The sequence below is a fragment of the Streptomyces sp. NPDC055239 genome (assembly GCF_053606205.1).
In genome coordinates this window covers 46,745-72,794 of record NZ_JBSGRD010000016.1, presented here as the reverse complement: position 1 = coordinate 72,794, position 26,050 = coordinate 46,745, and the positions used below count along the sequence as shown (strand labels likewise).

The following is a 26,050-nucleotide window of genomic DNA, read 5'->3' as shown; positions in this document are numbered from 1 at the left end:
GCACCGCGCCCCCCCCCCCCGCCACTCGGCGCCTCCCCCACCGGCTTGTGGCTCGGCGGGGGGGGCGCCCCCCGCGCCCCCCGCGCCCCCCCCCCTCCACGTACAGGCAAGTGAAGCGACTAGCTCGCCGCGTCCTCCCGGCGTACCGACAGGAGGTCCTCCAGCTGCTCCTCGCGGGCCTGGGCGGCCACGAAGAGGAGTTCGTCGCCCGCCTCCAGGGAGTCGTCCGGGGTCGGCGCGAGGACGCGCGTACCGCGGATGATCGTCACGAGCGAGGTGTCCTCGGGCCACTGGACGTCGCCGACCGTCGTGCCCGCGAGGGCCGACTCGGGCGGCAGGGTCAGCTCGACGAGGTTCGCGTCGCCGTGGCTGAAGCGGAGCAGCCGGACGAGATCGCCGACGCTGACCGCCTCCTCGACGAGCGCGGACATCAGGCGCGGGGTCGAGACCGCGACATCGACGCCCCAGGACTCGTTGAAGAGCCATTCGTTCTTGGGGTTGTTCACGCGGGCGACGACCCGGGGAACGCCGTACTCGGTCTTCGCGAGGAGCGAGACGACGAGGTTGACCTTGTCGTCGCCGGTCGCGGCGATCACCACGTTGCAGCGCTGGAGCGCCGCCTCGTCGAGCGAGGTGATCTCGCAGGCGTCGGCGAGCAGCCACTCGGCCTGCGGGACTCGCTCGACCGAGATGGCGGTCGGCGCCTTGTCGATGAGCAGAATCTCGTGCCCGTTCTCCAGGAGCTCACCGGCGATGGAACGTCCCACCGCGCCCGCTCCTGCAATGGCGACCCTCATCAGTGACCGCCTTCTTCAGGGCCTTCGGCGAACGCCGCTTCGACCTTCTCGACCTCGTCGGTACGCATCATCACGTGCACCAGGTCGCCCTCCTGGAGCACCGTCTGGGAGGTCGGCAGGACCGCCTCGCCCAGCCGGGTGAGGAAGGCCACGCGGACGCCGGTCTCCTCCTGGAGCTCGCTGATCTTGTGGCCGATCCAGGCCTCGGACGCGTGCACCTCGGCGAGCTGTACGCCCCCCGTGGGGTCGCGCCACAGCGGCTCGGCCCCGGAGGGCAGCAGCCTGCGCAGCATCTGGTCGGCGGTCCAGCGGACCGTGGCGACGGTGGGGATGCCCAGGCGCTGGTAGACCTCGGCGCGCCGCGGGTCGTAGATGCGGGCGGCGACATTCTCGATGCCGAACATCTCGCGGGCCACGCGGGCAGCGATGATGTTCGAGTTGTCGCCGCTGCTGACCGCGGCGAAGGCGCCCGCCTCCTCGATGCCGGACTCGCGCAGGGTGTCCTGGTCGAAGCCGATACCGGTGACGCGGCGACCGCCGAAGCCGGAGCCCAGACGGCGGAAGGCGGTGGGGTCCTGGTCGATCACGGCGACCGTGTGCCCCTGTTGTTCCAGGGTTTGCGCGAGAGCCGATCCGACTCTCCCGCAGCCCATGATGACGATGTGCACGCCCGTCCTTCCGGCTGTGTCAATACTTTTCGCTCAGGCTGAACGGTAAAAGCGTCTCAGACCGACGCCCAAGCTACACACGCACGGTCCATGGAGGGCACCCCCGTGCACCTGCCGGTACGCAGTCTTTGCTGCGGACTCAGTCCACGCTGCGCAGCAGGCCCTCGACGGACTTCAGCCGGTAGCTCATCTCGACGAGCTGCAGCCGCGCCGCCTCCTGCTCGGACCTGGCGCGCTCGACCACGTCGCGGTACTGCTCCATCGCCTCGGCGTACTGGCGGTCGCGCTCGCGGTTGCGCTGCGTCTGGAAGTACGCGACCGCCACGATCGCGCCGGCGAGTATCAGGAAGAAGGCGACCGGGATGATCACGTCGTCCATTAAGACCCCTCTGGTGAGTGCTGCTGCCCTGCCTCGTCCGACGCGTCCTGCCGGACGGCCGCGAGGATCGTGTCCAGGTTCAATCGCACGTCGAACGGCGCAAGTTCGAAGTACTTGAGAGCCTTGCCGTCGTCGGAGAGCTCCAGGCGGCCGACGACGAGACCGGCCTTCTCCAGACGTTCGAGGTGCATGTAGAGCAGGGGCCGGGAGACGCCGAGCCGCCGCGCCAGTTCGCTGACGTACAGCTGTCCGGGGGCGAGCTCGGTGATGATCCGGATCCGCTGGGCATGGCCGACGGCGGAGAGGAAGGCGAGCAGCTCTTCGCTGTCCATGGCCCGCCTTTTCGCTGGTCTTCTCGCTGGTCCCGAACCTGTCGACCGAAACCTGCCGACCGAAACCTGTCAGCCAAGACTTACGCATGACGGGATCCGCTGTCAATCCGTTCTTCCGCAGCCGCGAATGACAGTTGACGGCTCGTTCCTTCACCTGTCAGTCTCCACTTACATATGAAGGCCAGGTGGGCCAAACGGATCAGTAAGTGCCGAAGGGGCGGGGATGGTCATGGGGAAGCGATCGGTAACGGTGCGCGTGGCGAGATGGAGCGCGCTGCACCCGGGGCGGGCGGTCATCGGGTGGCTGGTGTTCGTGGTGCTCTGCCTGGGGGGCGGGATAGCCGCGGGCATGAACAGCGCGAGCAGCGAGGACTACCGCGTGGGCGAGGCGGGCCGTGCCGAGGCGCTCGCGACCGAGGGCGGCGTCCAGATGCGGCCCACGGAGCAGGTGCTCGTCCGCGCCGTTTCGGGCCCTCTGGACAAGGCGGCGGCCGACGCGGCCGTCAAGGACATCACCGCCCGAATGAAGTCGCTGCCGGAGGTCGCCTCGGTGGCGGCGCCGGTGAAATCGGCCGACGGGCGGGTCCTGCGGATCCCGGTGGAGCTCAACGGCCCCGACCAGGACGGCAAGAAGAACGTCATCCCGCTCCAGGCCCAGACCGACGAGGTCAAGAAGGCTCACCCGGACCTGGTGATCGAGGAGACCGGCGCCGCATCCGTGAGCAAGGGCGTCAACGACCAGCGGGGCGACGACCTCGCCTTCTCCGAGGCGATCACACTCCCCATCACGCTGATCACGCTCGCCGTGGTCTTCGGCTCCGTCGTCATGGTCGGCGTACCGCTGCTACTGGCCGTCACCTCGATCATGGCGACCATGGGCCTGGCGATGCTGGCCTCGCACCTGCTGCCCGACACCGGCGTCGGGATGAACATGATCCTGCTCATCGGCATGGCGGTCGGCGTCGACTACACGCTCTTCTACCTCAAGCGCGAGCGCGAGGAACGGGCCCGCGCCGGTGGCCGCCTCACCTCCGCGGCTCTGGTCGAGGCCGCCGCGGCGACGGCGGGCCGCGCGATCGTGGTCTCCGGGCTCGCCGTGATCGTCTCCACCGCCGCCCTGTATCTCGCGGGCGACGTCATCTTCGACTCGCTCGCGACCGGCACCATCCTGGTCGTGGCCGTCGCCGTGCTCAGCTCGGTGACCGTGCTCCCCGCCCTCCTGGTCAAGCTCGGCAAGCGCGCGGAACGCCGGGCGGCCAAGCGGCGGACGCAGGGCAAGCCGGTGAGGACGTACGGCGAGGAGAAGCCCGGACGGGCCTGGAACACGCTGCTCACCCCGGCGCGCAAGCACCCCGCGCTCACCCTGTGCCTCTCCGTCCTCGTCATGCTCGGCCTGGCGCTGCCCGCGCTGAACATGAACCTCAAGGACCCGGCGCGCGACAGCTTCTCGCGCGACATTCCGGCGATGCGGGGGTACGACCGGCTGCTCGACGCCTTCCCGGAGCAGCGCGTCCGGCATCAGGTCGTCGTGCGTGCCGAGGCCTCGCAGGCCGGCGAAGTGCGTAAGGCGCTGGGGGAGTTGGACCGCAAGGCGCAGGCCGACCCGCTCTTCTCGCACCCCTCCGGTACCCCGCTCGTCCGCACGTCGAAGGACCGCAGGACCACCACGCTGGAGCTGAACGCCCCGCACGCCACGTACTCAGGGAAGGCAGCCGCCTCCCTCGACCACATCCGTGACGACTACATCCCCGCGACCGTCGGCAAGCTGCCCGGCGTGGAGACGGCCGTCACCGGAGAGGTGCCGCGCGGCACCGACTACGTAGAACACCAGAACCAGAAGCTGCCGCTCGTCCTCGGCTTCCTGCTCCTGATGACCTTCGCCATGACGGTCTTCGCGTTCCGCTCTGTCGTCCTCGGACTGCTCGGCATCGTGCTCAACCTGCTCTCCGCCGCGTCCGCGCTCGGGCTGCTCGTCCTGGTCTTCCAGGGAAAGTGGGCCGAGGAGCTGCTCTCGTTCGTCTCGCTCGGCGGGATCTCCTCGCGGGTTCCGCTCTTCCTCTTCGTGATCCTCTTCGGGCTCTCGATGGACTACCAGGTGTTCGTGGTCAGCCGGATCCGGGAGGCCGCGCTGAACGGCGTGCCCACCCGGCAGGCCGTCATCCAGGGCACCAGCTCGTCGGCCAAAGTCGTCACCAGCGCCGCGATCGTCATGGTCACCGTCTTCGCGAGCTTTGTGATGCTGCACATCCTGGAGATGAAGCAGATGGGCTTCGTCCTGGCGGCGGCCGTCCTGCTCGACGCGGTAGTGATCCGCATCATGATCCTGCCGGCGGCGCTGCTGCTGCTCGGCCGTGCCACCTGGTGGCCGTCCCGCGCGATCCGCCGCGCCGAGGAGCGGGTGGCCGAGCACTACGGGCCCCATGGGGCCCATGAGGTCCATAGGGCGTGGGAGGCGCCGGAAGCACCGGAGGCCGCCGATGAGCGTCCGCTTTCCGGGCATTGGGCGGAGCCCCGGACGGCGCGTCGTGGCTAACCCGAGCTGTTAGGGGGTGGTGGGTGGGCGGGCACCCATTCGAACGCTTACGATCCTCTGCGTGTCCAAACTGACCGACGTGCCCAAACGGATCCTCATCGGGCGCGCACTGCGCAGCGATCGGCTCGGAGAAACCCTCCTGTCGAAGCGCATCGCTCTACCCGTGTTCGCGTCCGACCCGCTCTCCTCCGTGGCCTACGCCCCGGGAGAAGTGCTCCTCGTCCTCTCGATCGCGGGTGTGTCGGCGTACCACTTCAGCCCCTGGATCGCCGTCGCGGTCGTGGTGCTGATGTTCACCGTGGTCGCGTCGTACCGGCAGAACGTGCACGCCTACCCGAGCGGTGGTGGCGACTACGAGGTCGCCAACACCAACCTCGGCCCCAAGGCCGGACTCACCGTCGCGAGCGCCCTGCTCGTCGACTACGTCCTGACCGTGGCGGTGTCGATCTCCTCGGGCATCGAGAACCTCGGCTCGGCGATTCCGTTCGTCGTCGAGCACAAGGTGCTCTGTGCCGTCGCCGTCATCGTGCTCCTCACGGTGATGAACCTGCGCGGCGTGAAGGAATCGGGGAAGCTCTTCGCCATCCCGACCTATGTCTTCGTCGCCGGCGTCTTCATCATGATCGCCTGGGGAGCCTTCCGGGGCATCGTCCTCGACGAGACGATGAAGGCGCCCACCGCGGACTACGTGATCAAGCCCGAGCATCAGGGCCTCGCGGGCTTCGCGCTGGTCTTCCTGCTCCTGCGGGCCTTCTCTTCCGGCTGTGCCGCGCTCACCGGCGTCGAGGCCATCAGCAACGGCGTCCCGGCCTTCCGCAAGCCCAAGAGCAAGAACGCGGCGAGCACCCTGGCCCTGATGGGCGCCCTGGCCGTGACCATGTTCTGCGGCATCATCGCGCTCGCCATGACGACCAAGGTCCGCATGGCCGAGTACCCGGGCAAGGACCTCTTCCACAACGGGGTGCCGGTCGGCGCCGACTACGTGCAGAACCCGGTGATCTCCCAGGTCGCCGAGGCCGTCTTCGGCAGCGGCAGCTTCCTGTTCATCGTCCTGGCGGCGGCCACGGCTCTTGTCCTGTTCCTCGCGGCCAACACGGCGTACAACGGCTTCCCGCTGCTCGGCTCGATCCTCGCGCAGGACCGCTATCTGCCGCGTCAGCTGCACACCCGTGGCGACCGGCTCGCGTTCTCCAACGGCATCGTGCTGCTCGCGGGCGCCGCGGCCCTGCTCGTCGTCATCTACGGCGCGGACTCGACCCGCCTGATCCAGCTCTACATCGTCGGCGTCTTCGTCTCCTTCACGCTCAGCCAGATCGGCATGGTCCGGCACTGGAACCGCCACCTGCGCAAGGAGAGGGACCAGGCCAAGCGGCGCCACATGATTCGTTCGCGGGCGATCAACACCTTCGGCGCCTTCTTCACGGGCATGGTCCTGGTCGTCGTACTCGTCACGAAGTTCACGCACGGCGCGTGGGTCGCCCTGCTCGGCATGTGCATCTTCTACGCGACGATGTCCGCGATCCGCCGCCACTACGACCGCGTCGCCGAGGAGATCGCCGCCCCGGACACCCCGTCCGAGGACAGCGTGCGCCCCTCGCGCGTGCACTCCATCGTCCTGGTCTCCAAGATCCACCGCCCGACGCTGCGCGCCCTGGCCTACGCCAAGCTGATGCGCTCGGACACGCTCGAAGCACTGAGCATCAACGTCGACCCTGCGGAGACCAAGGCCCTCAAGGCGGAGTGGGAGCGGCGCGGCATCACCGTCCCGCTGAAGATCCTCGACTCGCCCTACCGCGAGATCACCCGGCCGATCATCGAGTACGTCAAGGGCCTCCGCAAGGAGAGCCCGCGCGACGTGGTCAGCGTGATCATCCCGGAGTACGTGGTGGGCCACTGGTACGAGCACCTGCTGCACAACCAGAGCGCGCTGAGGCTCAAGGGCCGCCTGCTCTTCACTCCCGGCGTGATGGTCACATCCGTCCCCTACCAGCTCGACTCCTCCGAGGCCGCGAAGAAGCGGGCGAGGAAGCGGTCGGAGTGGAACGCGCCGGGTGCGGTGCGGCGGGGGCCGGTGGAGAAGCGTCACAAGGAGCCGAGCAACGGCAGCGGCACTGGCAGCGGCAACGGCAGCGGCAACAAGGGCTAGCGCCGGACGGCTGGTGAGCGGCCGGACCACACCCACGTAGACTGGTGGGCTGTTGTCCGGCCGTTTCCTTCGGCCGATGCCCCCTTACGTTGTGGAGTCACCCCGCCATGCAGGCAGAACCGAAGAAATCGCAGGCGGGGAACTCGGAGGAGGGCTCGCAGGAGGCCTCCCTCGTCGGGCAGGAGTACGAGGTCGAGGTGGGCCCCGTCGCGCACGGCGGCCACTGCGTCGCCCGCACGGCCGAAGGAAGGGTCCTTTTCGTCCGTCACACGCTCCCCGGCGAGAAGGTCATCGCGCGTGTGACCGACGGTGACGAGGGCTCCCGTTTCCTGCGCGCGGACGCGGTGACGGTCCTCGATCCCTCCAAGGACCGCGTCGAGGCGCCCTGCCCGTACGCGGGCCCCGGCCGCTGCGGCGGCTGCGACTGGCAGCACGCGAAGCCCGGCGCGCAGCGCCGCCTCAAGGGCGAGGTCATCACCGAGCAGCTGCAGCGCCTCGCGGGTCTCACCCCCGAGGAGGCCGGCTGGGACGGCACGGTCGTACCGGCGGAGGGCGACAAGCTGCCTTCGGGTGAGGTTCCGGCCTGGCGCACGCGCGTCCAGTACGCGATCGACCCCGACGGCAACGCGGGTCTGCGCCGCCACCGCTCGCACGAGGTCGAGCCCGTCGAGCACTGCATGATTGCCGCTCCCGGGGTCAGCGAGCTCGGCATCGAGAAGCACGACTGGTCCGGGATGGCCTCGGTCGAGGCGATCGCGGCCACGGGCTCCCAGGACCGCCAGGTCATCCTGGAGCCGAAGCCGGGCGCGCGTCTGCCCCTCGTCGAGCTGGACAAGCCGGTCTCGGTCCTGCGCATCGCCGAACAGGACGGCGGAGTCCACCGCGTCCACGGCCGCCCCTTCGTCCGCGAGCGCGCCGACAACCGCACGTACCGCGTCGGCAACGGCGGCTTCTGGCAGGTCCACCCCAAGGCTGCCGAGACCCTGATGCTCGCCGTCATGCAGGGCCTGACGCCCCGCAAGGGCGACACGGCCCTCGACCTCTACTGCGGTGTGGGCCTGTTCGCGGGCGCGATCGCCGACCGTGTCGGTGACAAGGGCGCGGTCCTCGGCATCGAGTCCGGCAAGCGAGCGGTCGAGGACGCCCGCCACAACCTCGCCGCGTTCGACCGCGTCCGCATCGAACAGGGCAAGGTCGAGGCCACCCTGCCGCGCACCGGCATCACGGAGGTCGACCTGATCGTCCTCGACCCGCCGCGCGCCGGCGCGGGCAAGCAGACGGTGAAGCACCTGGTGGGCCTCGGCGCACGACGCATCGCCTACGTCGCGTGCGACCCGGCCGCGCTGGCAAGGGACTTGGGGTACTTCCGGGAGGGCGGATACCGGGTGCGGTCGCTGCGGGCGTTCGATCTGTTTCCGATGACGCACCACGTGGAGTGCGTGGCTATTTTGGAGCCTGCCGCAAAAGGCGTCTGACCTGCTGTTTTCCTAGGCTGCGCAGGTGCGGAGTGGTCTGATCGACCTGTTTCCCGGAGTACATGACGTGGAGCCTGTCACGTGACGGATGCGCGCCTCTGACCTGCGGTTCTGTGGAGGTCATGCTGGATGAACGGTTCGCTGGCCTGGGCATCGCGGGAACGCTGAGGAGTCATCTCGACGCTGCTCCTGACGATGTGTCATGCCTATCGATCTACTGCCCATGCTCTGTGGCTTCCTTGCCTTCGATCCCCGGTGCGCATACGGAGGTCTTCCTCCGCGTAGGGAACCCGAACCCTGGGTCACAACCGGCGCCGAGGTCTCACCTCAGGTCGACCGGGCCGCTCTGCCATGGCACACGATCACCCGTGTGCGGCGACTCGGTGGGCCAGCACCGGCTGACGGACCGGGTGAGCGTGGAGAAGCAGGGCCGTGCGGCCCCGTGGCTGATGCCACGGGGCCGCACGCGGGGGACATGAGGCCCCTCTTCTTCCTTGTCAGAAGTCGGGGCTCGGGCCGTCCGTGTCCAGTTTCAGGTCCACGTTGTACAGGGGGCGGTCCTCGATCCCCAGGGCGCGCATCAGCTCGTTGGTCGGAATCCTGTACCTGCGTCCGACGCGGCGGATGGAGCAGGGGAACTCGCCCTCGCGGATCAGCCGGTACGCGGTCGTCGAACCGATCCCGAACGCTCGGCACGCCGTCCGCAGGTCCACTGTCACGGGCAGGTCGAACATCTCGGAGAAACTGAGTCGGCCCTCTGTCGGGTCCTTCATGCTCGCCTCCGCGCAGGGCGGACCGGCCGGGTGCCCGCGCGGCGCTCGGACCGTCGGTTCTTCCGGGGTGCGTGGTGCGTCGAACGGTTCCTCGTCCCGTCGTCGGTGTCGGCGAGAGCACCCTTGCGCAGATGCTCCGGGCGCACCCGGAAGCGCAGCGGGGCGTGCAGCCCGTCCGGGCCGTCCGGACGGTCGACCCGTACGTCCAGGCACTCCTCGGCCGGAGCGTCCGCCTCCCCGTCGGACGCGTTGAGCGCGCGATCCTGGGCGATGCGCTCGACATGGGTGGAGGGGAGCTCCCGCAGGCCGTCGCGGGCGAAGCACCACGCCCTGGTGCGCGCGGCGTGGATCAGGGACGAGTCGGAGAGGCGGCTCGAGGCGTCCGGAGCCGCCAGTTCCTCCAAGAGGGCCAGGATCATCTCGGCCTCCACGTCCGACCGATCGGCGTGCAGGCGCGTGCAGACGCGGTGGACAGTCCCGGTCAACCGGGGCAGGGTCAGCCAGATCGCCAGGAGCTTCCCGGTGCCGTGTGGAGCGAGGTCACTCAGCGCGGTGCTGAGTACCTCCTTCCAGATCGCGGCGGCGAACTGCGGGTCGGAGCCCGGCCCGTGCAAGGCTTCGTACGTCTCGACAGCAGTCAGCCGGACCGGCTCCGCCCCCTCGACGTCTGAGGGAACGGTCACGAGGACCGAGTCGCCGACCCGGGGGTGGTCGAAGTGCCGCCTCACCGAGGCGAACATACTGCTGGATGGTGGATACATCAGTGAATGTCCTTTCTCTGGGCTGAAGGTGCCGAAGATGCTGAAGGCGCCGGAGATGTCGATGTGCTGGACAGGTTGAAGAGCCGCCGAGGTCGGTCTTGTTGACCGGGAATCGCCGCCTTCGACCACGAGCGTGTGACAGTGCGGAAAGGCCGTGAGCTCGCCGGTCGGAGTAGTTCAGAGGGGTGGGGCCGCAGTGGGTGGGTGCCCGCCCGGGACGGGCACCCACTCATGAGCTGTGGACTCAGGCGGTCTCGGAGGGAGAGTCGTCCGGCGCTTCGGCGCGCGGGGTCGCTGGCGTGGTGCCCTCGGTCCGGTCGGCCGCCCGCCGGCGCCGGGTCGGCGGCCAGTCGGGGGACTGGCGCAGACGGCTCGCCCGGCGGTTTCGCTGACGGTTGTTCATAGGGCCTGCGGTTCCTTCCTGATGGGTCGATGGATTACTACGCTGCCGTCTCGCGCTTCTGTGAGCGGCTGGTGCCATCGTGCCCGGGGAGGGGAAGAGGCCGTGGAGCGGAAACTGAGGGAAAACTGAGGCATGGGGGCGTGAAGAAGTACGTGCGTGTGAAGCGGCACATCGCAACGTACAGATGAAGGGGGCGCCGTTGCGGGGCCCGGACCACTGCTTCCGGTGCGGAGAGGAGAAGGGCGATGGAGGGGTATGTGCTGGGCCCGGTAAGAGCCGAAGGGGACGGCGGCGGAAGGGTCTGCGCAAGTTCGAAGGCAGCCGGGCTGTTTGCGCTTCTGGCGACATCAACGGGCTGCCGATGCACCAGGAAGGAGATCGCCGAAGTCCTCTGGGAGGGCGAGGAGAACACCCGCGGCCTAGTGGACCGTGCTGTCTCCGACCTGCGGAAGCGGCTGGGCCCGGAGGCCGTGCCCCATGGTGGCAAGTCGGGTTACTGCACGCTCCGCGCGCCGGAGGGCAGCGTCGACCTGCTCCGCTTCCGCGACCGGGTGGCGAGGGCCGAAGGGCTGAACCATCCGGAGGGGTTCGAGTTGCTCGGCGCGGCCCTGGAGGAGTGGGACGGCGGTGATCCGCTGCGCGGGCTGACCGAGAGCGGCTTCCAACTGCGCCGGGAGGCGCTGCGGGCCGAGTTGATGGCCGCGGTGCACGCCCGGATGGACGCCGCCTACAAATCGAGGGAGGAGAAGTGGCTCCGTGAGGAGACGGAGAAGTGGTTCGAGCGCGCACCGGAACTGCCCCAGGTCTTCCGGTTCTACCTGCTCGCCCACGACGACCTGGCGGAGCGCCGACGTGAACGGCTCATCGAGGAGTGGACGAGGCGCAACGGAAAGCCAGACACCGACTTGCGGAGCGCCTTCGACCAGGTTCGGGGAGTCGCCCACCGGTCCGGCGGGACGCTCCTGCCGCCCGTCCCAGACCAGTTGCCCGGCAGCAGTCGCAGGCCGGTCGGGCAGGACGAACTGATCCGCGGCCTCGTGGCGGCCGTGTGCGACGAACAGGACGCCGGCAACCTGGCCTTGGTCCTCATCAGCGGCATGGCGGGTGTCGGGAAGAGTACGGTGGCCAACCACCTCGCCCGTCAGCTTCGGGAGCGGTTCCCCGACGGAGTGCTCCGCGCCGAACTGAACGGGTTCGCCGACGGGGACGCGCGGCCCGCCGAACCGGACGAGGTTCTGGACGGATTCCTGGCCGCGCTGCCGCCGTACACCACGGTGACCGGACCGGAGAGCAAGAGCAATGCGCTGCGGTCGGCACTGGCCCACCGCTCGGTACTCGTCGTCCTAGACGACGCGCTCAACGCTCAGCAGGTGCTGCCGCTGCTCCCCGGAGACGGCACCTGCGCCGTGATCATCACCAGCCGCAACGACCTGTTGCGCCTGCAGTCCGAGAGAAAGGTGCTGTTTCGCAAGATGGAGCCGCTGCAAGAGGCGGATGCCCTGGAGGTGCTCCAGGAGAAGGTGTCGGTCGAGGACCGGGCGAAGCACGCCCAGGCTTTCAGTGAGCTGGTCAGCCTCTGCGGATGGCTGCCGTTGGCGCTCACCGTGGTGGCTCGACTCCTGGAAGGCGGTGCGCGTCCGTTGCGTACCCTCCCGGCCCTGGTGCGGGACATGAAGGAGGAGCGGGAGCGGGCGAGGCTGGACACCCTGCACCTGCCGGAGCATGAACTGTCGGTCCGCGCAGCGCTGAACTGCTCCGTACGCGTGCTCGGTGCGGAGGCTCGGCTGCTGCTGTGGCAGCTCGCCGTCCACCCCGGGCCCACCGCCTCCTGGGAGGCGGTGATGGATCTGGGAAGGGCGGCGGGGGAAGGAGCGCGCACCGACCGGGCCTTGATGGAGCTCGTGGCGGCGAACCTTGTGGAGCGCCAGGGCGACCGGTACGGACTGCACGACCTAGTACGGGCCTTCGCCCGTCGGCATGTGCAGCCGGGGGCGGACGGAGAGACAGCGGACATCGAGCAGGCGACCGTACGGCAGGTGTTGGAACACCAGCTGCACAACGTCCGCGCCTGCGACCGTGTGCTCGACCATGAGCGCGCCCTGCCCATCGGCGAGCCCGACGGGGTCACGGTCACCGACCCCGCGGAACCGGGGCAGGCGATGGCGTATCTGGACGAGGAGTACGCCGCTGTTCAGCGAGGCGTCCGATTAGCCATCGGCCAGGGCATCGAACGGTACACATGGCTGCTTTCGATGGCCCTGGTCACCTATCAGTGGCGCCGGCACCTCCTCGGCGACGCGCGGAGGAACCTCCTGCACGCCGTCGACGCCGCCGAATCCGCCGCCGCCCCGGTCGATTGCGCCATGGTCCACCGGATGCTGGCAGGGACACAGTGGCGGTTCGGCGACTACGACACGGCCGTGGGCCACCTGCACCGTGCCGTCCGGCTCAGCAAGGAGGACCACAGTGAGGCGGGCCGGCTCAGTCTTGCCCGTTCGCTGCACCGGCTCGGGATCACCCTGCGCAAGCAGGGCGACCGGACGGGGGCGGAGGAAGCGATTTGCCAGGCACTGGAGCTGTGCCGGGAGGTGTCCGACCCGGTCGGGGAGGCCGCCGCTCTCAACGCCCTCGGCGCGCTTCACCACGACCGGGGCGAGCACGCGCAGGCGCTCCGTCGGTGCGCCGACGCCTTGGGCGTGGTCGAGCGCACGGTGGAGCGCAGCGGCCTGGCCGACGTGTTGTTCACCCTGGCCAAGGTGCACCTGGCCCGCGCCGAGCGGGACGAGGCCATCTCCCTGTACCGGCGGGCCTGCGACGTCTACCGCGAACAGGAGAACTGGCCCAACGAGGACAAGACGCGGATGCTCTTCGCGTACGTCCTGGTGTCCGCCGGTGAAACCGACACAGCAGTACGGGAGTTGGAGAGAGTCATCGTGCTGCGCGAACTGATGGGCGGCGAAGGCGTACGTGAGGTCCGGGAGTTGCTGGAAGGATTGAGGTGACCCGCCCGGCCGGCGACCTCCGGATCACTGTCACAGCCGAGGCGGATGCGTGCGGTAGTACTCGGTCGGGTCGGGACGCAGCCGCCTCGACGGACGCCGCGAGCCCAGTTGGGGCAGGTACGGGCGGAGTCGGTCGAACACCTCACGGGCATCCGCCGGGCGCTCCTCCGCCTCCCACCGGACCATCCACAGCGCGAGGGAGGCGAACTCCGGGGGGAGCTCGGCGAGTTTGTCGGGCGGCAGCACCGGGCCGCCCGGTTCCGCCCGCTCCTCCAGTCCGCCGTAGGGGAGCCGCATGACGGTCATCTCCAACAGGATGCAGCCGAGCCCGAAGATGTCCGCTCGCGGCGTCAGCCCCGAGGGGCACGCGTCGGACTGCTCGGGGGAGGCCCAGCCGCGCGTGCCGCGCTCGAAAAGCGTCTCCTCGCCCGCCGCGATCGCGAGGCCCATGTCGATGAGCCGGAGACGGCCGTCCGGTTGCACGATGACGTTCTCGGGTTTGAGGTCGCAGTGCACCAGATTCCGGTCGTGCACTTCCCGCAGAATTTCGCACAGTTGGCCGATGGCGGACGCGACTACCTCAGGATGCCTGACGGGTCGGGCCGCCAACAGCACGTCCTGCAATTGGAGTCCTTCGACGAATTCCATGACCAGGCATCGGCGCCCTCGGTACGTCCCGGTGGCGATGATTTCTGGGATCGCCTGAATTCCCGTCAGCATCATCATGCGGGAGCCCTCTTCGAGGAGGTGGTTTCCGGCCGAGTGGAAAAAGCTCTCGGGGCCGAGGTCCCGGGCCTTCTGGAGCTTCAGCGCCACTCTCTCCCCGCTCCTGCGGTCACGGCTGAGGAAGAGGTCGCCTTGGCCACCGTCACCGACCTTGTCCAGCACTTCGTAGCACTTCTCCACATTGCCGATCTCCTCGATCTCCCTCATGGCCACCCTTCTTTTCTTTCGTCCGTACAGAAATGGAGCAGAAAATGTCACAGCCGTGGCTGCCCCCCGACGGGGTGACACGTACCTCCGAAGTCATCACGGTATCCGCCGGCATGTTCAAAGGAGGCGTATTCCGGTGCCCTGCCGCTGACGCTCTCAAGACCCGCGGCTACCAAACTGCCGACCCCGTACCGCGCCGCCGCGAGCGGTTGGAGAACTTCACTCTCGGCCCCTTCATGGCCGCCTGCGACGCCCGCTTCCGGCCCCCCGGCAGCCTGCCCCGGACGCGTACCGCGCCCTTGCACGACGGCCTGAGGACATGGTCGGACCATGGTGTGAAGGCGTACGAGGCGGCCTTCCCCGCCGACCCGGAACGCCCCCTGAACGAGGTCCCCGAGCCGTGGACGTACCGCTACCGGCCGTCCGGCCCCGACTCGCGGAACGCCCAGGAGTACCGCTTCACCGTGTGGGGCCGCTGCCTGGCCTCCGCCGACGGTGCCTACCGTGAACTCCGTCTGCCCGTGCACCGCCTGAACCGGGAGCTGCCGCCCGACGGGTTCGTCGCCGCCGTCGCCCTGGTGCTGGCCGAGGGCACCCCCGGGTCGCGGCCGGAGCAGGTACGGATCGTGGAGTTCGCGCTGTTCGACGGCCGTACCCGGGAGCTTTTCGCCGGCAGCCGGGAGCAGTCGCTCGCCCAGTACCGCGAGCACGGCCCCGACGCCCTGGCCAGCGTATTGGACGGACGGGAATACCGCCCCGGCTCCGCGTGCGGCGGATGTCCCTACCTGTCGGTCTGCCCGGCGCTGCGCGCGGCGCCCGGACTGCTGGGCATCGAGTCGCCGAACCGGCCCCGACGTACCTGGTCGGTGACCAACGGTCGCAACTACCGGGCCTGCCCGGCCCGCGACCACATGCGTCGGCTGCACCTGCCCACGGCGGACTCCGTCGAGCGCGAGGTGACGGCCGAGCGCGGTCGGGCGCTGCACGCCTACCTCGCCGACCGGCATGGCCACGGATCGCCTCGACCGTGCACGGTCGAGGTTCCCGAGGAGTGGGTGCCGGACGGATTCGACCTGCCTGACCGCGAACGCACCCTCGGGGCAATCCTGTTGCGGCGGCACGCCGCGGTCTGCCCGCTGCGGTGCGTCGGGGACGGGACAGATGTGCGGACCGAGCCCCGGGTGGTGCGGCACGACACCGTCGCCGACGTGGTGGTGATCGCCGCACCCGATCTGCTCTACCGGGACGCCGACTCATGGGTATGGCGCGAGACCAAGACCTCCGCCATCGACCGGCGGTCCAACCGCCCCCTGCTGGAGCTCTACCCCCAACTGGCCCTGGCGGTCGTGCTGATCGGCCGCGGTGACCTGGGCGGCGCTCCGTCCCGTGCCCGGGTCGAGCTTGAGGTGCTGCGCCCCGGCGGTGCCGATCTGGAGATCATCGACCCCTTCGCCTCCGCCAACCGGACCGCGGCTGAGGGAGTCCTGCGGACGATGGTGGCCGACTGGCACGGGGACGACCGCTACACGGCCGTGCCCGGACGCTCCTGCCAGCGGTGCGAAGTGGCCCGCTGGTGCTCGGTGTCGGCCGCCACCGAGGCCGCGGCATGAGGGCGGGGGCGGCCCGCCGGGCCGACCGCCCGGACACGGGGGAGGATCCTGAGGGCGCGGGCAGCGAACTCTTCCACGAGCTTGCCCGCATGGTGGCTGCCGTCGCCGAGGTTCAGGGCCTGCGCTCGTTCGCCCTGCCCTATCCCGGCCTCGCCCAGCGTGCGCTGGACCGCACGGTGATGCACTGCCTCGACGTGGGGGAGACACCGCCGAGGAGCCTTCCGGAGCTGTGGGAGTGGTGCCGGACCAAGCCGGCGGGCGATCCGCTCTTCGCTGTTCCCGCCTTCCTGGTCACCCCGGGCGCGACGCTGGTACACCCGGTCGGCCGGATGCCGACGCGGTCATGCCTCGAAGTCGCCTCGCACGGGCCGGACGGGGGCGTGGCGGCGCATGCTCGCGCGCTTCTGGGCGACCTGGAAGCGCGGTGCGGAACGGCTGAGCGCTACCGGCAGTGCCGGAGCTTCCTGGCCCGCCACCCGGTGGTCCACAGGCAGGACCGCTTCGGGCCCGGCTGGAGCAAGGCCGTCTGGAGCCGCGTCAAGGACCTGTACGGGCCGCTGCCCGAATCCCTGCTTGTCGATGGCGACTTCCTGCGCTGTCCCTCATGTGGGCTCCCCGCGTTGCCCAGGGACAGGGCCGTGTCCGTACCCGTGTCGTCCGCCACCGATGCGGATATCTGGTGCGAGGGGGAGGAATGCCCGCGCGACGACCCTCCGGAACTGATCCGAGATCCGGAACAGACGTGGATCCTGCGGCGTCCACTGCGGACGTTCCTCACACTGCCGCATCGGACCGAAGAGGCCGCCCTAGACGCGCTGGATCGCGCCGGGATCGACCATGAGCCCCTGTCGGGGCCTCTGTCCGCCTACCGGTTGACGGACTCTGGTCCCGCGATCGTCGACATCCAGGTGTACGACCGCCTTCAGCCAGCCCTCCTCGCCGCGCATCTCACCGACAGCGCGCCCCTCGCGGACCGCACCCTCGTCGTGGTCGCGGACGCGCTCGCCGGACGGGACGGTTACCGGGGGGCCTTCGCCGACGCCCTTCCCGCGCTTCTGAGGGACCGGCTGGTGCTCACCACACCCGTGGACCTCGTGCCCGACCTGGGTCGGGCACAGAGAGAGGAGAAGCACGATGCGTAGCATCACCCCGCCGCTGACCGACGTACTCAGCGCACTCAAGGCGTTCCTTGGGTCGGATGTCCGCAAGACCGCCCTGGAAGACCTCTGCCAGGTGGAACTCGGCCTGTACCTCCAGCAGAAGCTGATCCCGGGCAGCCCCGCGGGCAGTGCCTGGGTACTGTTCAGCGGATACGGGTTCGCCGAGGCACACGGAGCGCAGCTGCCGCCGGACACCGCGCGGACGTTGCGTGTCGCTCGGTACTCGCTGTGGACACTGCGCAGGGGCCGTACCTGGCGCGAGGCGCTGGAGAGCTACCAGCTGTTCGACCCCAGAGTGCGCGGCTACGACGTACCCGACACCGAGTTGCCCGCCACCCGCCGCGAACTCTCCGTCGCCGGAGACCGCTTCCCCGTCTACGAGCAACTGCTGCGTGTCGCACCGCCGCTGGCGGGCAAAAGCATGCCGGTCGCGGGCCAGGGCCCGCACGCCTTCCCCGTCAGCCGCACCCTGGCCGTCGTCGACCTGCCGTCCGTCCCCCACACCCCCCTCGTCGCCCACGACATGGACCTGGAACCGGCCGGCGGCGGAGAGCCTCTGGTCTTCACCAGGAAGGGCCTGGAGCGCACCGCAGAGGACATGGACGCCACGCACGCCCGCGCCGGCGAGGGAAGGCCGCCGCGCTGGCTGGAGCGGCTGCGGGCCTTTGACCTGTCCGCCAAGGAGAACGGCACGTTCCACAAGGCCGGCAAGGACGAGGACTTCTCGTTCACGGTCGACGGGATCCAGCACCTGCTCGGCATCGTCGGCGCGGGCAAGAGCACGCTGCGCGACATCATCGCCGTTCATCTCGCTAAGGTCGGCAAGCGCACCACCATCGTGGTCACCGACGTCGCAGAGGTGCTGAAGCTCGTCCGGCTCTACGGTCTCTACACCGACGGCGCCGCCGCACCCGTGCTCGGGTCCTCCGGCCGGGAGCGGCACGCGCAGCGGCTGCACCGCCGGCTGGCGGGCCGGGGCGAGCACCGACTGCTCGCCCACGACGATCCCGCCTTCGCCTATCTCGGGACCTCCTGCGTGCTCAACGTGAGGCGGCAGGGCGCTACTTCGTCCACCGAGCAGCTCGCCTTCGGTGAGGCTCCCTGCTCCCGGCTCCGGCCACCGTCGGACCCGCGGCGCGACAAAGGTGGAGGCCGGGCCTCCGAATGGCAGAGGAGCGCGACGAGCTGCCCGTACTGGTCCGCCTGCCCCCGGTACCATGGAGCCCGCACCCTGGTCGGCGCCCTGATCTGGGTGGCCACGCCGGCCGGACTGATCGACGCCTCACCGCCCCGTCCCCAGAACGGCGAGCGCATCCGCTACCTCGAACTCGCCTGCCGCCGCAGCGACCTCGTCGTCATCGACGAGGCCGACCGTGTGCAGATGCAGTTCGACCAGACCTTCGCACCCGCCGTCGTCCTCGCCAGCGACGAGGACAAGGGCCTCATCGACCAGCTGAGCCGGCACAAGATCCGGGAGCTCGCGGCCAGCGGGCGCACCCAGCTCTCCGAACGGGACGTGGAGACCTTCGCCGCCGCCCTCAACACCGCCGGATCGGCCACCGACCGGTTGTACGCGATGCTCGTTGCGAGGTACGACCTGCGCAGGTGGGTGCGGACGGGCTACTTCAGCGCCTGGACGCTACAGCTCGGACTGCTCGACGAACGCTATGAACTCCCCGACGGCAGCGGGCCGGAACACGGGAACTACATCCCCAGACAGGCTCTTGGCAAGCTTCTCGACGCTTTTCGCGACAACCCCTTCGGCGACCGCCGCCGCAGGACGGAGGAGGACTTCAGCGAGCTGACCGCCCTCCTCAACGAACTGCTCCACACCGGCAACCCGGAGAACACCCGGCGCCACCTGGCCGAGGTCATGGACCAGGTCTTCCACATCGACCCGCGACACATGGCCGCCCGGCAGCAGAAGCACAAGGAGAAGTACGACGAGTGGCAGCGCGAGGAGGAGGAACGGCAGAAGGGGCGAGGCCGCCGCCGGAAGCCTAAGCCACCGCCCCAGACCCCCGAGCAGTGGCACCAGGAGCTCGCCGAACGCTTCGAGTTCACGCTGCTGCTCAGTGCCCTGGAACCCCGGCTCGCCATGATCAACGCCATGTGGCCCCGCGTCGAGGCCGCCCTCAGTCTGGGCTACAACACGATGTACCGTCGGCCGCTCGACTACGGCCCGATGGTGCCCGAGGCCCCGATGGGCAACGTACTCGGCTTCCAGTTCCGGGTCCCGGGCGAGGACAAGGGCGGAGTCCGCAGCGGTGAGCTGACCTTCTTCCGTTGCAGCGGCGTCGGACGTGAACTGCTTCGCGCCATGCCCCACCTCGCCTCTGTCGACGGCAGGCCCGGCGCCCATCTGCTGCTCATGTCCGGCAGTAGCTGGGCGGGCGCGTCCAGTCGCTACCACGTCTGCGTCCCGGTCGGCGTGATCATCGAGCCGCCGGCCGAGGTGACCGAACGCATCGCGAACGAGAGCCTGATGCGTTTCGAGTTCATCGACGACGGCGACGAGAAGCTGCGCCTGTCGGGAACCCACCCGGACGACCGCCCCGAGAAGCTGCGCCGCATCGCCACCCACCTCGGCGCGGGGGAGTACGACGCCCCCGAAGGAGGTCCGCTGGAGCGCGAGTTGCTCTCCCTTCGCTCGGGCAAGCGCGACCAGATCCTCCTGCTGGTCGGCAGCTATGCCGAGGCGCGCATCGTGGCCGACACCCTGCACAACCTCAACTCCCGCTGGCGCGACAGCGTGCTGTGCCTGGTCTCGGACGACGAGGAGATCGCCCCGGAGGACGAGGCGCCATCCGCCTACCGCGCCCGGTCACTGCGCCGGGGCGACGTCGAGCACCTGAAGGACCTCGACGCGAACATCCTTGTGGCGCCCCTGCTGGCCGTGGAGCGGGGCCACAACATCCTGAACGACGACGACGAGGCGGCCATCGGCACGGTCTACTTCCTGGCCCGGCCCAATCCGCACCCCGAGGACCTATCCCTGGCCGTCCACGCCGTCAACGACTGGATCGTCCGCGCCGTCACCGGCGGTGACTTCGACACCTGGGTACAGGGACAGGCCACCGTCGAGGAAGGTGCCGACGAGGTCCGTCGCCTCGCTCGTTCGCGCTGGTACAAGGTGCTCGCCCGCTCGATGGCTTGGAGCCACCTCGGCGAAGAGACGCGGGAGCAGGTCACTTGGGACATGTTGGTCCTGATGTGGCAGGTGATCGGGCGGCTGGTGCGCGGCGGCGTACCGGCCAGGGTGGTCTTCGTCGACGCCGCCTTCGCCCCGAACCGCGGGGCCGTACCACCGCAGGCCGACACCCCCAAGTCCAGCCTGCTGCACAGCGTCCTCGACGTGCTGGACCCGTACTTCGAGGGCGAGACGAAGAGCGCGGAGGAGCAGTTCATCGCCCACGCCCTGTACGAACCTCTCCGGCGCATGCTCACCCGTCTGCTCGCCCCTGCTCCCGACCCGGCCCACCCGTAAGCGCCGAACTCCGGCTTCCAGGAGGAATTTCGTGTATCGCAGCATTCGCAACGCGGCCTACGAATCCGACCCGCTCCATGGACCGTGGCGGGAGGAGATGAGTGTGCTGCGGCTCGGCGAGGAGTTACACACCGAGCTCACCAGGATGCACGCCGAGGCCGACCAAGGCTCCGTCCGCCCTGATCGGCTCCCCGTACGCAGGCTCAACTCGCTGCTCCAGGCGATGGCCCCCGGTGTCATCGCGACCGGCCGCAATGCCGGAACGGACGGTCGCCTGCCGTGGCTCTACGCACGGGAAGCCGTCCCGCCGGAGGTGCTGGCCCCGGTGATCGGCACCTGGGCGGCGGGCATGTACCGGGAGGAGGACGACACCGAGGGCGCCGATCTGGAGGAGAGGCTCTGCTCCGACGACCCGGCCGAGGCCGTCCAACTGCCACATTGGGAGACCGAATCGATCGACCTCACCGAGACCGTGACCTCGGCGGGCGGAACAGCCGAACCCACCGCACGGCTCTACGGCCTGCTGCCAGAGTGGGTCGCCTTCCGGCTGGCCGCCCGGACGTTCCGCACCGGGGGCACCACACTCCACTTCCGCGTCGAGAGCTCGGGCAACGGCGCGCGACTCGTCTCCTGGCCGCCACAGCGGTACGAGCGCCGCGGGCAGACCTGGTACTACTCGGCCTGTCTCAACATCACCGTCCACACCGTGCCGTTCGCCCCACGGTTCCGCGTCCATGTGTCCACCCGGGTACGCCGGTGGGCCACCCAGCTGGACGTGCGCCCGCACCAGCTCGGCGGCACGACCGTTCTGCTCGACGCTCCGCTGCCATGGCCGGGAGGGCCGGACCGGGGCCACCGGTTGATGGTGAACACCCTCGGCTACGACCGGCGGCTGAAGGAACTGGCCTGGCGCCACCACAGCCCCGCACCGCTCCTGCCCGAGCTGGACATCGTACGCAACTACCCCCGGCCCGAGGCGCTCTTCTCCCATCCGGAACGCTGGATCAACGGGTCCGGGGACGTGGCCGCCGGCATCGTCTACCACGCGTCGATCGGCCCGCATGAGGTTGGACCGGGGCTGATGGCACGGGAGCGGGCGGATCTGGACGCCTGGGTCGAGGAAGGGCTGCGCCCCATGCTGACCCGGGTCCCCGACCTCACGCGGGTTACCCGGAGCAACACCCCCTCATTGCTCCCTCGTTCGGGAGCCGGACGTGGTCCGGGCGTCCGGGACACGCAGCTGGCCCTGCAGCGGCGGGCGGCGTTGGCACGCGCACTCAACGGCCGTCCCCTGGAGATCGACGTCTTCTGGCAGTCCCCGGAAACCCGTGCCGCACTGCTCGCGGAACTGCCGAAGCTCATCGGCTTCCCTCCCGGGGAGAGTGAGGGGCCGGCCGACTACGACACCTGGCGGTGGCGGGGCGAGGGGGTCGAGATCCGCGTACGGGCCTGGCCCGCAGGACCCCTGGCCGACGCCCTGCCGGTCTCCCGGGAGCGCAGTCGCCCCAGGGCCGTCCGGCTGGCCGAAGCCGTCGAAGGGCGCTGCCGACTTGTGGCGGACCGAGTGTTTCCGCGTCCCGACGCGGCCGGAGTCGTGATCACGGAGATCGCCGGCAAGGAGCGCTTCGCCGCCGTCCCCGACTCCGATCCCAAGCATGCGCTGCGCATCGCCTGGGCGCGGCAGGGCCGGCTGAGCCAGTTCGTCAACCTGCCCGACGACACCGACAGCGGCCTGGAGCACCGGGCCAAGTGGACCTGGCTGGACGCCTTTCGGCAGCTCGGCGCGATCAGTCCGCCCGCCCATCGAGTGGGGGCCGGAGTTCCCGGCGACCTCCAGTATGTGGCGCTCTGGCTCGTACGCCACACCAGGAAGGGGCCCACGCGGTGTCCTGTCCATCGGCTGGTCGCGGTGCGGGTCCGCCCCGGGGACGGAGGACCGGGCGTCATCGAGGGGTGGGACGCCGAGCGCACCGAATGGGTGCCGTACTCGAAGCTGTTGCTGTTGCTCTCTCAGGCAGTGGAACCAGTGGCGGAGACGGGGAAGAAGACTGATACGGGCGGCCCTGGCGACGGCGTGACCGCCAGGGGCGGGCTCCGGCCCGGTGCCCGCCCGGGCGTGGAGCAGCACAGGCAGCGGGAGACCGAGCGGCAGATCCGCGCGCTGCTCTTCCAGCTTCGCGACCGCCCGACGCTCCTGCTGGCGGACGCCGGTAATCTGCGACAGTGCTGGCCCGGCCTGCGCAACGGCGAACTGGACCGCGACATGCTCGGCTTCGGCACCGAACCCGCCCAGCGCCACACACTCTACGGCGACGACCTGCGGGTGGTGCTCGTACGGGACGCCAACGCGAGGGAGGAAGTGGCGGAGTGGTATGCCTACGACGCCGAGGGCAGCGTCGGCTTCGCCGAAGGCGTGTGGGGGACGGCGGAGACGGAGAGCCGTGTCTTCGCGAGTACGGCCTCGAAGCCGCACACGGTGGCGAAACTGCCGAAGGGACTCATGAAGCTGGCGCCCACGACACAGGGTCGGACAGCACCCGGGAAGACGGCCTGGAACCCCGGGCAGCTGGAGATTACCGTGCTCGGCTGCCTGTCGGAGAAGGCGCTGGCGGACTCGGGGCGTGAAGGGGATCTGCCTGACCGGCCCGCGGAGTGGGCGACGCTCACGCACCAGCTGCGCTACCACGACGACTACCCGCCGCTCGCCCGGCCCCTCCCGCTGCACTTGGCGCGGCTCGCTGCCGAGTACGTGCTTCCGGTGGCCGGAATGAAGGGGGAGGGGAACACGTCATCCGCTCCGTAAGCGAGGCGTCGCCTGCATGAGGCGTCCCAACGATTGACGCTGATAAGAATCATCGTTTCCTCGTGTGAGTGGCAAAGGTTGGACCTAACCATGGTTGACGGCGCCTGGTGCGCTCCTTGCTGGGATCACCGCGCGCCATTGTTTTCTCCGCCGTGACGCTCTGCGCGCCTGGTGGCCCTCAAGCGGAGGGGAGAGATTGCACCTGACCTGCGGTTTTCCCTGAGCTCACCCGGGCGACATGCTTCCGATGACGCATCGCGTGGAGTGCGTGGCGATCCTGGAGCCCATCGCGAAGGGTGCCTGACCTGCGGTTTTGGTTGATGTGCGTAATGTGCATTGTGTGCGTTACGGGCGATATCTTGACGCTGAAATGACGCTCCGCCGGGCGTCTTGACGCTCAGATGACGTTGATCTTCAGCTCGACGTTCGTCTCCGGCGCCGAGCCGTGGCCGCACCCGGTCGGAGAGGGTGACCTTCAGGTTGCCGGAGGCGGCCGCAGTCGGTCCGGGGGCCTACCGTACGGCGGCGAGGAGTTCTTCCACGTCGTCGAAGTCCAGCGGCACGATGGGCAGTTTGGCGAGCTGGCTGAGCCTCATGTCGGCGATCATCCGGTAGCGGGGGCTGCCTTCCTCCGGGTACGCGTCGCGCATGGTTTCCCGTACCCGCTCCAGGAGACGGTCGACGGCCGGGCCGCCGACCGGGTGCGCACGCCACTCGCTGACGGTCGAATCCGCGTCCGGCGTGTCGGCGTACGGGTCTCCCTCGAGCGTGACCGTCGCGGTCAGCCTGATGTCCCGGCTGGAGGCGCCGACGTCGACGCGGTAGGTGAGCCCTTCGACGAGCCAGGCGTCGGCGCCGATGTCGAAGTGGGCGAGGTCCTCGCGGGCGATGCGCAGGGTGATGTCGCGGGTCTCGGCCGGGGCGAGGGGCACTGCGGCGAACGCCCGCAACTCCCTTACCGGGCGGCGTACTTGAGATTCATTCGCACCCACGTACACCTGCACGACCTCGTGCCCGGCGCGCGGGCCCGTGTTCGTGACCGTCACGGAGACGTCGAGTCCGGCGCCGTCCTGAGTCACCCGCAGGTCCGTGTGTGAGAAGGCGGTGTAGGACAGCCCGTGCCCGAAGGGGTAGGAGACCGCCATGTCGCGTGCGTCGTAGTGGCGGTAGCCGACGAAGAGCCCCTCCCCGTAGCGCGCGTGCCCCCGCTCCCCGGGCCAGTCCACGTAGGCGGGGGTGTCGGCGAGGCGCAGCGGCACCGTTTCGGTCAGTCGGCCCGACGGGTTGGCGTGACCAAGGAGCAGGTCGGCGGTTGCGGAGCCGCCCGCCTGGCCGAGCAGCCAGCCCTCCAGGACTGCCGGGACGTCGTCGATCCAGCCGGACAGGCGGACGACACTGCCGTTGGCAAGGACCACGACCGTGTTCGGGTTGACGGCCGTCACGGCGGCGAGCAATTCGGTTTGCTCCACCGGGAGTTCGATGTGATCGCGGTCGTATCCCTCGGATTCGAAGCTCGGCGGGAGGCCGAGGAAGAGAACGGCCACGTCGGCTCCGCGTGCGACCCGTACGGCCTCATCGCGCAGAGCGGCCACATCACCGCCCGGGTCGTCGACAGGGAAGCCGGGCGCGAAGTCGATATGTGCGTCGGGCGCGGCGGTGGTGAGGGCGGTGAGCGCGTCGTCCAGCCGGGTCGGCGTGACGCGTGAGCTGCCCGCGCCCTGGTAGCGGGGCGTACGGGCGAACTCGCCGAGCACCGCGATCCGGCTGCCCGCAGCGGGGTTCAGCGGGAGCAACTCGGACTCGTTCTTGAGGAGTACGGCGCCTCGCACGGCGGCCTCGCGGGCCAGTGCGTGGTGCTCGTCGACGTCGAATCCGGCATCGGCGCTCGCCTGCGCGGCGGCCTTGCGGGCGAGTGCCACGACGCGCGCGGCGCTGCGATCCAGCACCTCCTCGTCGAGTTCGCCGGAGCCGATCGCCGCGATGAGCCGGGCGGGGCCCTGGCCGGAGGAGGACGGCATTTCCAGGTCGAGCCCGGCGGCGAGGGCACGCGCCCGGTCGACGACGGCGCCCCAGTCGGAGACGACCACGCCCTCGTATCCCCACTCGCCGCGCAGGAGGTCGGTCAGCAGCCAGTGGTTCTCCGAGGAGTGGACCCCGCCCAGACGGTTGTAGGCGCACATGACGGTCCAGGGCTTCGCCTCGGTCACCACCCGGCGGAAGGCCGGGAGGTAGATCTCGCGCAGGGTCCGGGTGTCGATGTCGGCGCTGACCGACATGCGGCCGCCCTCCTGGTTGTTCGCGGCGAAGTGCTTGAGTGAGGTGCCGACCCCCTGCGACTGGACGCCGTTCACCCAGGCGGTGCCCAGGACGCCGCTGAGCAGGGGGTCCTCGGAGAAGTACTCGAAGTTGCGTCCACACAGGGGGCTGCGCTTGATGTTGATGCCGGGGCCGAGGAGTACGTGCACGCCGTGGGCGAGCGACTCGCGGCCCAACGCCCGGCCGACGCGTTCGGTGAGTTCGGTGTCCCAGGTGCTTGCCAGGGTGACGGCGGGCGGGAAGCAGGTCGCGGGGGCGCTGCCGTTGATGCCGAGATGGTCGGCGCGGTCTTCGTTCTGCAAACGCAGTCCGTGCGGTCCGTCGGAGAGCCGGAAGCCGGGGATGCCGACGTGCGGGAAGGCTTCGGTGGTCCACCAGGTCGCACCGGTGGTCAGGGCGGCCTTCTCTTCGAGGCTCAGCCGCGCCACGCTCTGCGCGGGGGTTTCGGTGGCTGCGGTCGGGTCGGTCACTG

The 26,050-nt window shown here is 69.6% G+C and carries 17 protein-coding genes; 8 read left to right on the top strand and 9 right to left on the bottom strand.

Annotation, left to right across the window (positions count from 1 at the left end; genetic code table 11):
* Window positions 1-119: 119 nt before the first annotated feature.
* From ACWFRJ_RS37665 to ACWFRJ_RS37650, 4 genes are all read right to left on the bottom strand, one after another.
* Complete coding sequence (locus ACWFRJ_RS37665) at window positions 120-797, bottom strand: potassium channel family protein (protein WP_361842937.1); 678 nt, start codon at window positions 795-797, stop codon at window positions 120-122.
* Window positions 797-1,465: a potassium channel family protein gene (locus ACWFRJ_RS37660; protein ID WP_383276020.1), complete on the bottom strand. Its 669-nt coding sequence runs from the start codon at window positions 1,463-1,465 to the stop codon at window positions 797-799. The genes ACWFRJ_RS37665 and ACWFRJ_RS37660 overlap by 1 nt, the downstream gene beginning before the upstream one ends.
* A 139-nt stretch (window positions 1,466-1,604) precedes the next feature.
* Window positions 1,605-1,844 carry a hypothetical protein gene (locus ACWFRJ_RS37655; RefSeq protein WP_453541745.1) on the bottom strand — a complete coding sequence of 80 codons (240 nt, stop codon included), beginning with the start codon at window positions 1,842-1,844 and terminating at the stop codon, window positions 1,605-1,607.
* Window positions 1,844-2,176 carry an ArsR/SmtB family transcription factor gene (locus ACWFRJ_RS37650; RefSeq protein WP_453541742.1) on the bottom strand — a complete coding sequence of 111 codons (333 nt, stop codon included), beginning with the start codon at window positions 2,174-2,176 and terminating at the stop codon, window positions 1,844-1,846. The genes ACWFRJ_RS37655 and ACWFRJ_RS37650 overlap by 1 nt, the downstream gene beginning before the upstream one ends.
* 229 nt (window positions 2,177-2,405) lie before the next feature.
* Here ACWFRJ_RS37650 and ACWFRJ_RS37645 point away from each other — a divergent pair, with 229 nt between their 5' ends.
* The 3 genes from ACWFRJ_RS37645 to ACWFRJ_RS37635 all read left to right on the top strand — a co-directional run bounded on the left by ACWFRJ_RS37645 (window position 2,406) and on the right by ACWFRJ_RS37635 (window position 8,330).
* A complete protein-coding gene (locus ACWFRJ_RS37645) occupies window positions 2,406-4,709 on the top strand; it encodes an MMPL family transporter (RefSeq protein WP_453541739.1) in 2,304 nt (767 codons plus the stop codon).
* Between the two features lie 61 nt (window positions 4,710-4,770).
* The gene (locus tag ACWFRJ_RS37640) at window positions 4,771-6,855 is read left to right on the top strand and encodes an APC family permease (protein ID WP_453541736.1); all 2,085 of its coding nucleotides are present in this window, start codon (window positions 4,771-4,773) and stop codon (window positions 6,853-6,855) included.
* 107 nt (window positions 6,856-6,962) lie between these two features.
* Entirely contained in the window at window positions 6,963-8,330 is a 1,368-nt protein-coding gene (locus ACWFRJ_RS37635; protein ID WP_453541733.1) for a class I SAM-dependent RNA methyltransferase, read from the top strand.
* A gap of 497 nt (window positions 8,331-8,827) precedes the next feature.
* On the opposite strand, the gene ACWFRJ_RS37630 is transcribed toward ACWFRJ_RS37635, so the two are convergent.
* The 3 genes from ACWFRJ_RS37630 to ACWFRJ_RS37620 form a co-directional block, all read right to left on the bottom strand.
* On the bottom strand, window positions 8,828-9,103 hold the full coding sequence (locus ACWFRJ_RS37630; RefSeq protein ID WP_453541731.1) for a helix-turn-helix domain-containing protein: 276 nt from the start codon (window positions 9,101-9,103) through the stop codon (window positions 8,828-8,830).
* Window positions 9,100-9,843 (bottom strand): hypothetical protein, encoded by a 744-nt coding sequence (locus ACWFRJ_RS37625; RefSeq protein ID WP_453541728.1) that lies wholly within the window; start codon window positions 9,841-9,843, stop codon window positions 9,100-9,102. The genes ACWFRJ_RS37630 and ACWFRJ_RS37625 overlap by 4 nt, the downstream gene beginning before the upstream one ends.
* A gap of 265 nt (window positions 9,844-10,108) precedes the next feature.
* A complete protein-coding gene (locus ACWFRJ_RS37620) occupies window positions 10,109-10,267 on the bottom strand; it encodes a hypothetical protein (RefSeq protein WP_362446361.1) in 159 nt (52 codons plus the stop codon).
* Window positions 10,268-10,689: 422 nt separating this feature from the next.
* Here ACWFRJ_RS37620 and ACWFRJ_RS37615 point away from each other — a divergent pair, with 422 nt between their 5' ends.
* Window positions 10,690-13,269, top strand: a complete 2,580-nt coding sequence (locus ACWFRJ_RS37615) for a tetratricopeptide repeat protein (protein WP_453541725.1) — start codon at window positions 10,690-10,692, stop codon at window positions 13,267-13,269.
* Window positions 13,270-13,299: 30 nt separating this feature from the next.
* Here the strand turns inward: ACWFRJ_RS37615 and ACWFRJ_RS37610 are convergent, their stop codons facing one another.
* Window positions 13,300-14,202: a serine/threonine protein kinase gene (locus tag ACWFRJ_RS37610; RefSeq protein ID WP_453541722.1), complete on the bottom strand. Its 903-nt coding sequence runs from the start codon at window positions 14,200-14,202 to the stop codon at window positions 13,300-13,302.
* A gap of 44 nt (window positions 14,203-14,246) precedes the next feature.
* On the opposite strand from ACWFRJ_RS37610, the gene ACWFRJ_RS37605 reads away from it, so the two are divergent.
* The 4 genes from ACWFRJ_RS37605 to ACWFRJ_RS37590 are packed head-to-tail and all read left to right on the top strand — an operon-like array spanning window position 14,247 to window position 23,262.
* Window positions 14,247-15,812, top strand: coding sequence for a PD-(D/E)XK nuclease family protein (locus tag ACWFRJ_RS37605; protein ID WP_453541719.1), 1,566 nt, complete (start codon window positions 14,247-14,249; stop codon window positions 15,810-15,812).
* Complete coding sequence (locus ACWFRJ_RS37600) at window positions 15,809-16,954, top strand: pPIWI_RE_Y domain-containing protein (protein WP_453541716.1); 1,146 nt, start codon at window positions 15,809-15,811, stop codon at window positions 16,952-16,954. The genes ACWFRJ_RS37605 and ACWFRJ_RS37600 overlap by 4 nt, the downstream gene beginning before the upstream one ends.
* Entirely contained in the window at window positions 16,947-20,459 is a 3,513-nt protein-coding gene (locus ACWFRJ_RS37595; RefSeq protein WP_453541714.1) for a pPIWI_RE_Z domain-containing protein, read from the top strand. The genes ACWFRJ_RS37600 and ACWFRJ_RS37595 overlap by 8 nt, the downstream gene beginning before the upstream one ends.
* 31 nt (window positions 20,460-20,490) lie before the next feature.
* A complete protein-coding gene (locus ACWFRJ_RS37590; RefSeq protein WP_453541711.1) occupies window positions 20,491-23,262 on the top strand; it encodes a pPIWI_RE module domain-containing protein in 2,772 nt (923 codons plus the stop codon).
* A gap of 512 nt (window positions 23,263-23,774) precedes the next feature.
* On the opposite strand, the gene ACWFRJ_RS37585 is transcribed toward ACWFRJ_RS37590, so the two are convergent.
* Window positions 23,775-26,048, bottom strand: coding sequence for a glycoside hydrolase family 3 C-terminal domain-containing protein (locus tag ACWFRJ_RS37585; RefSeq protein WP_453541709.1), 2,274 nt, complete (start codon window positions 26,046-26,048; stop codon window positions 23,775-23,777).
* Window positions 26,049-26,050: the final 2 nt, after the last annotated feature.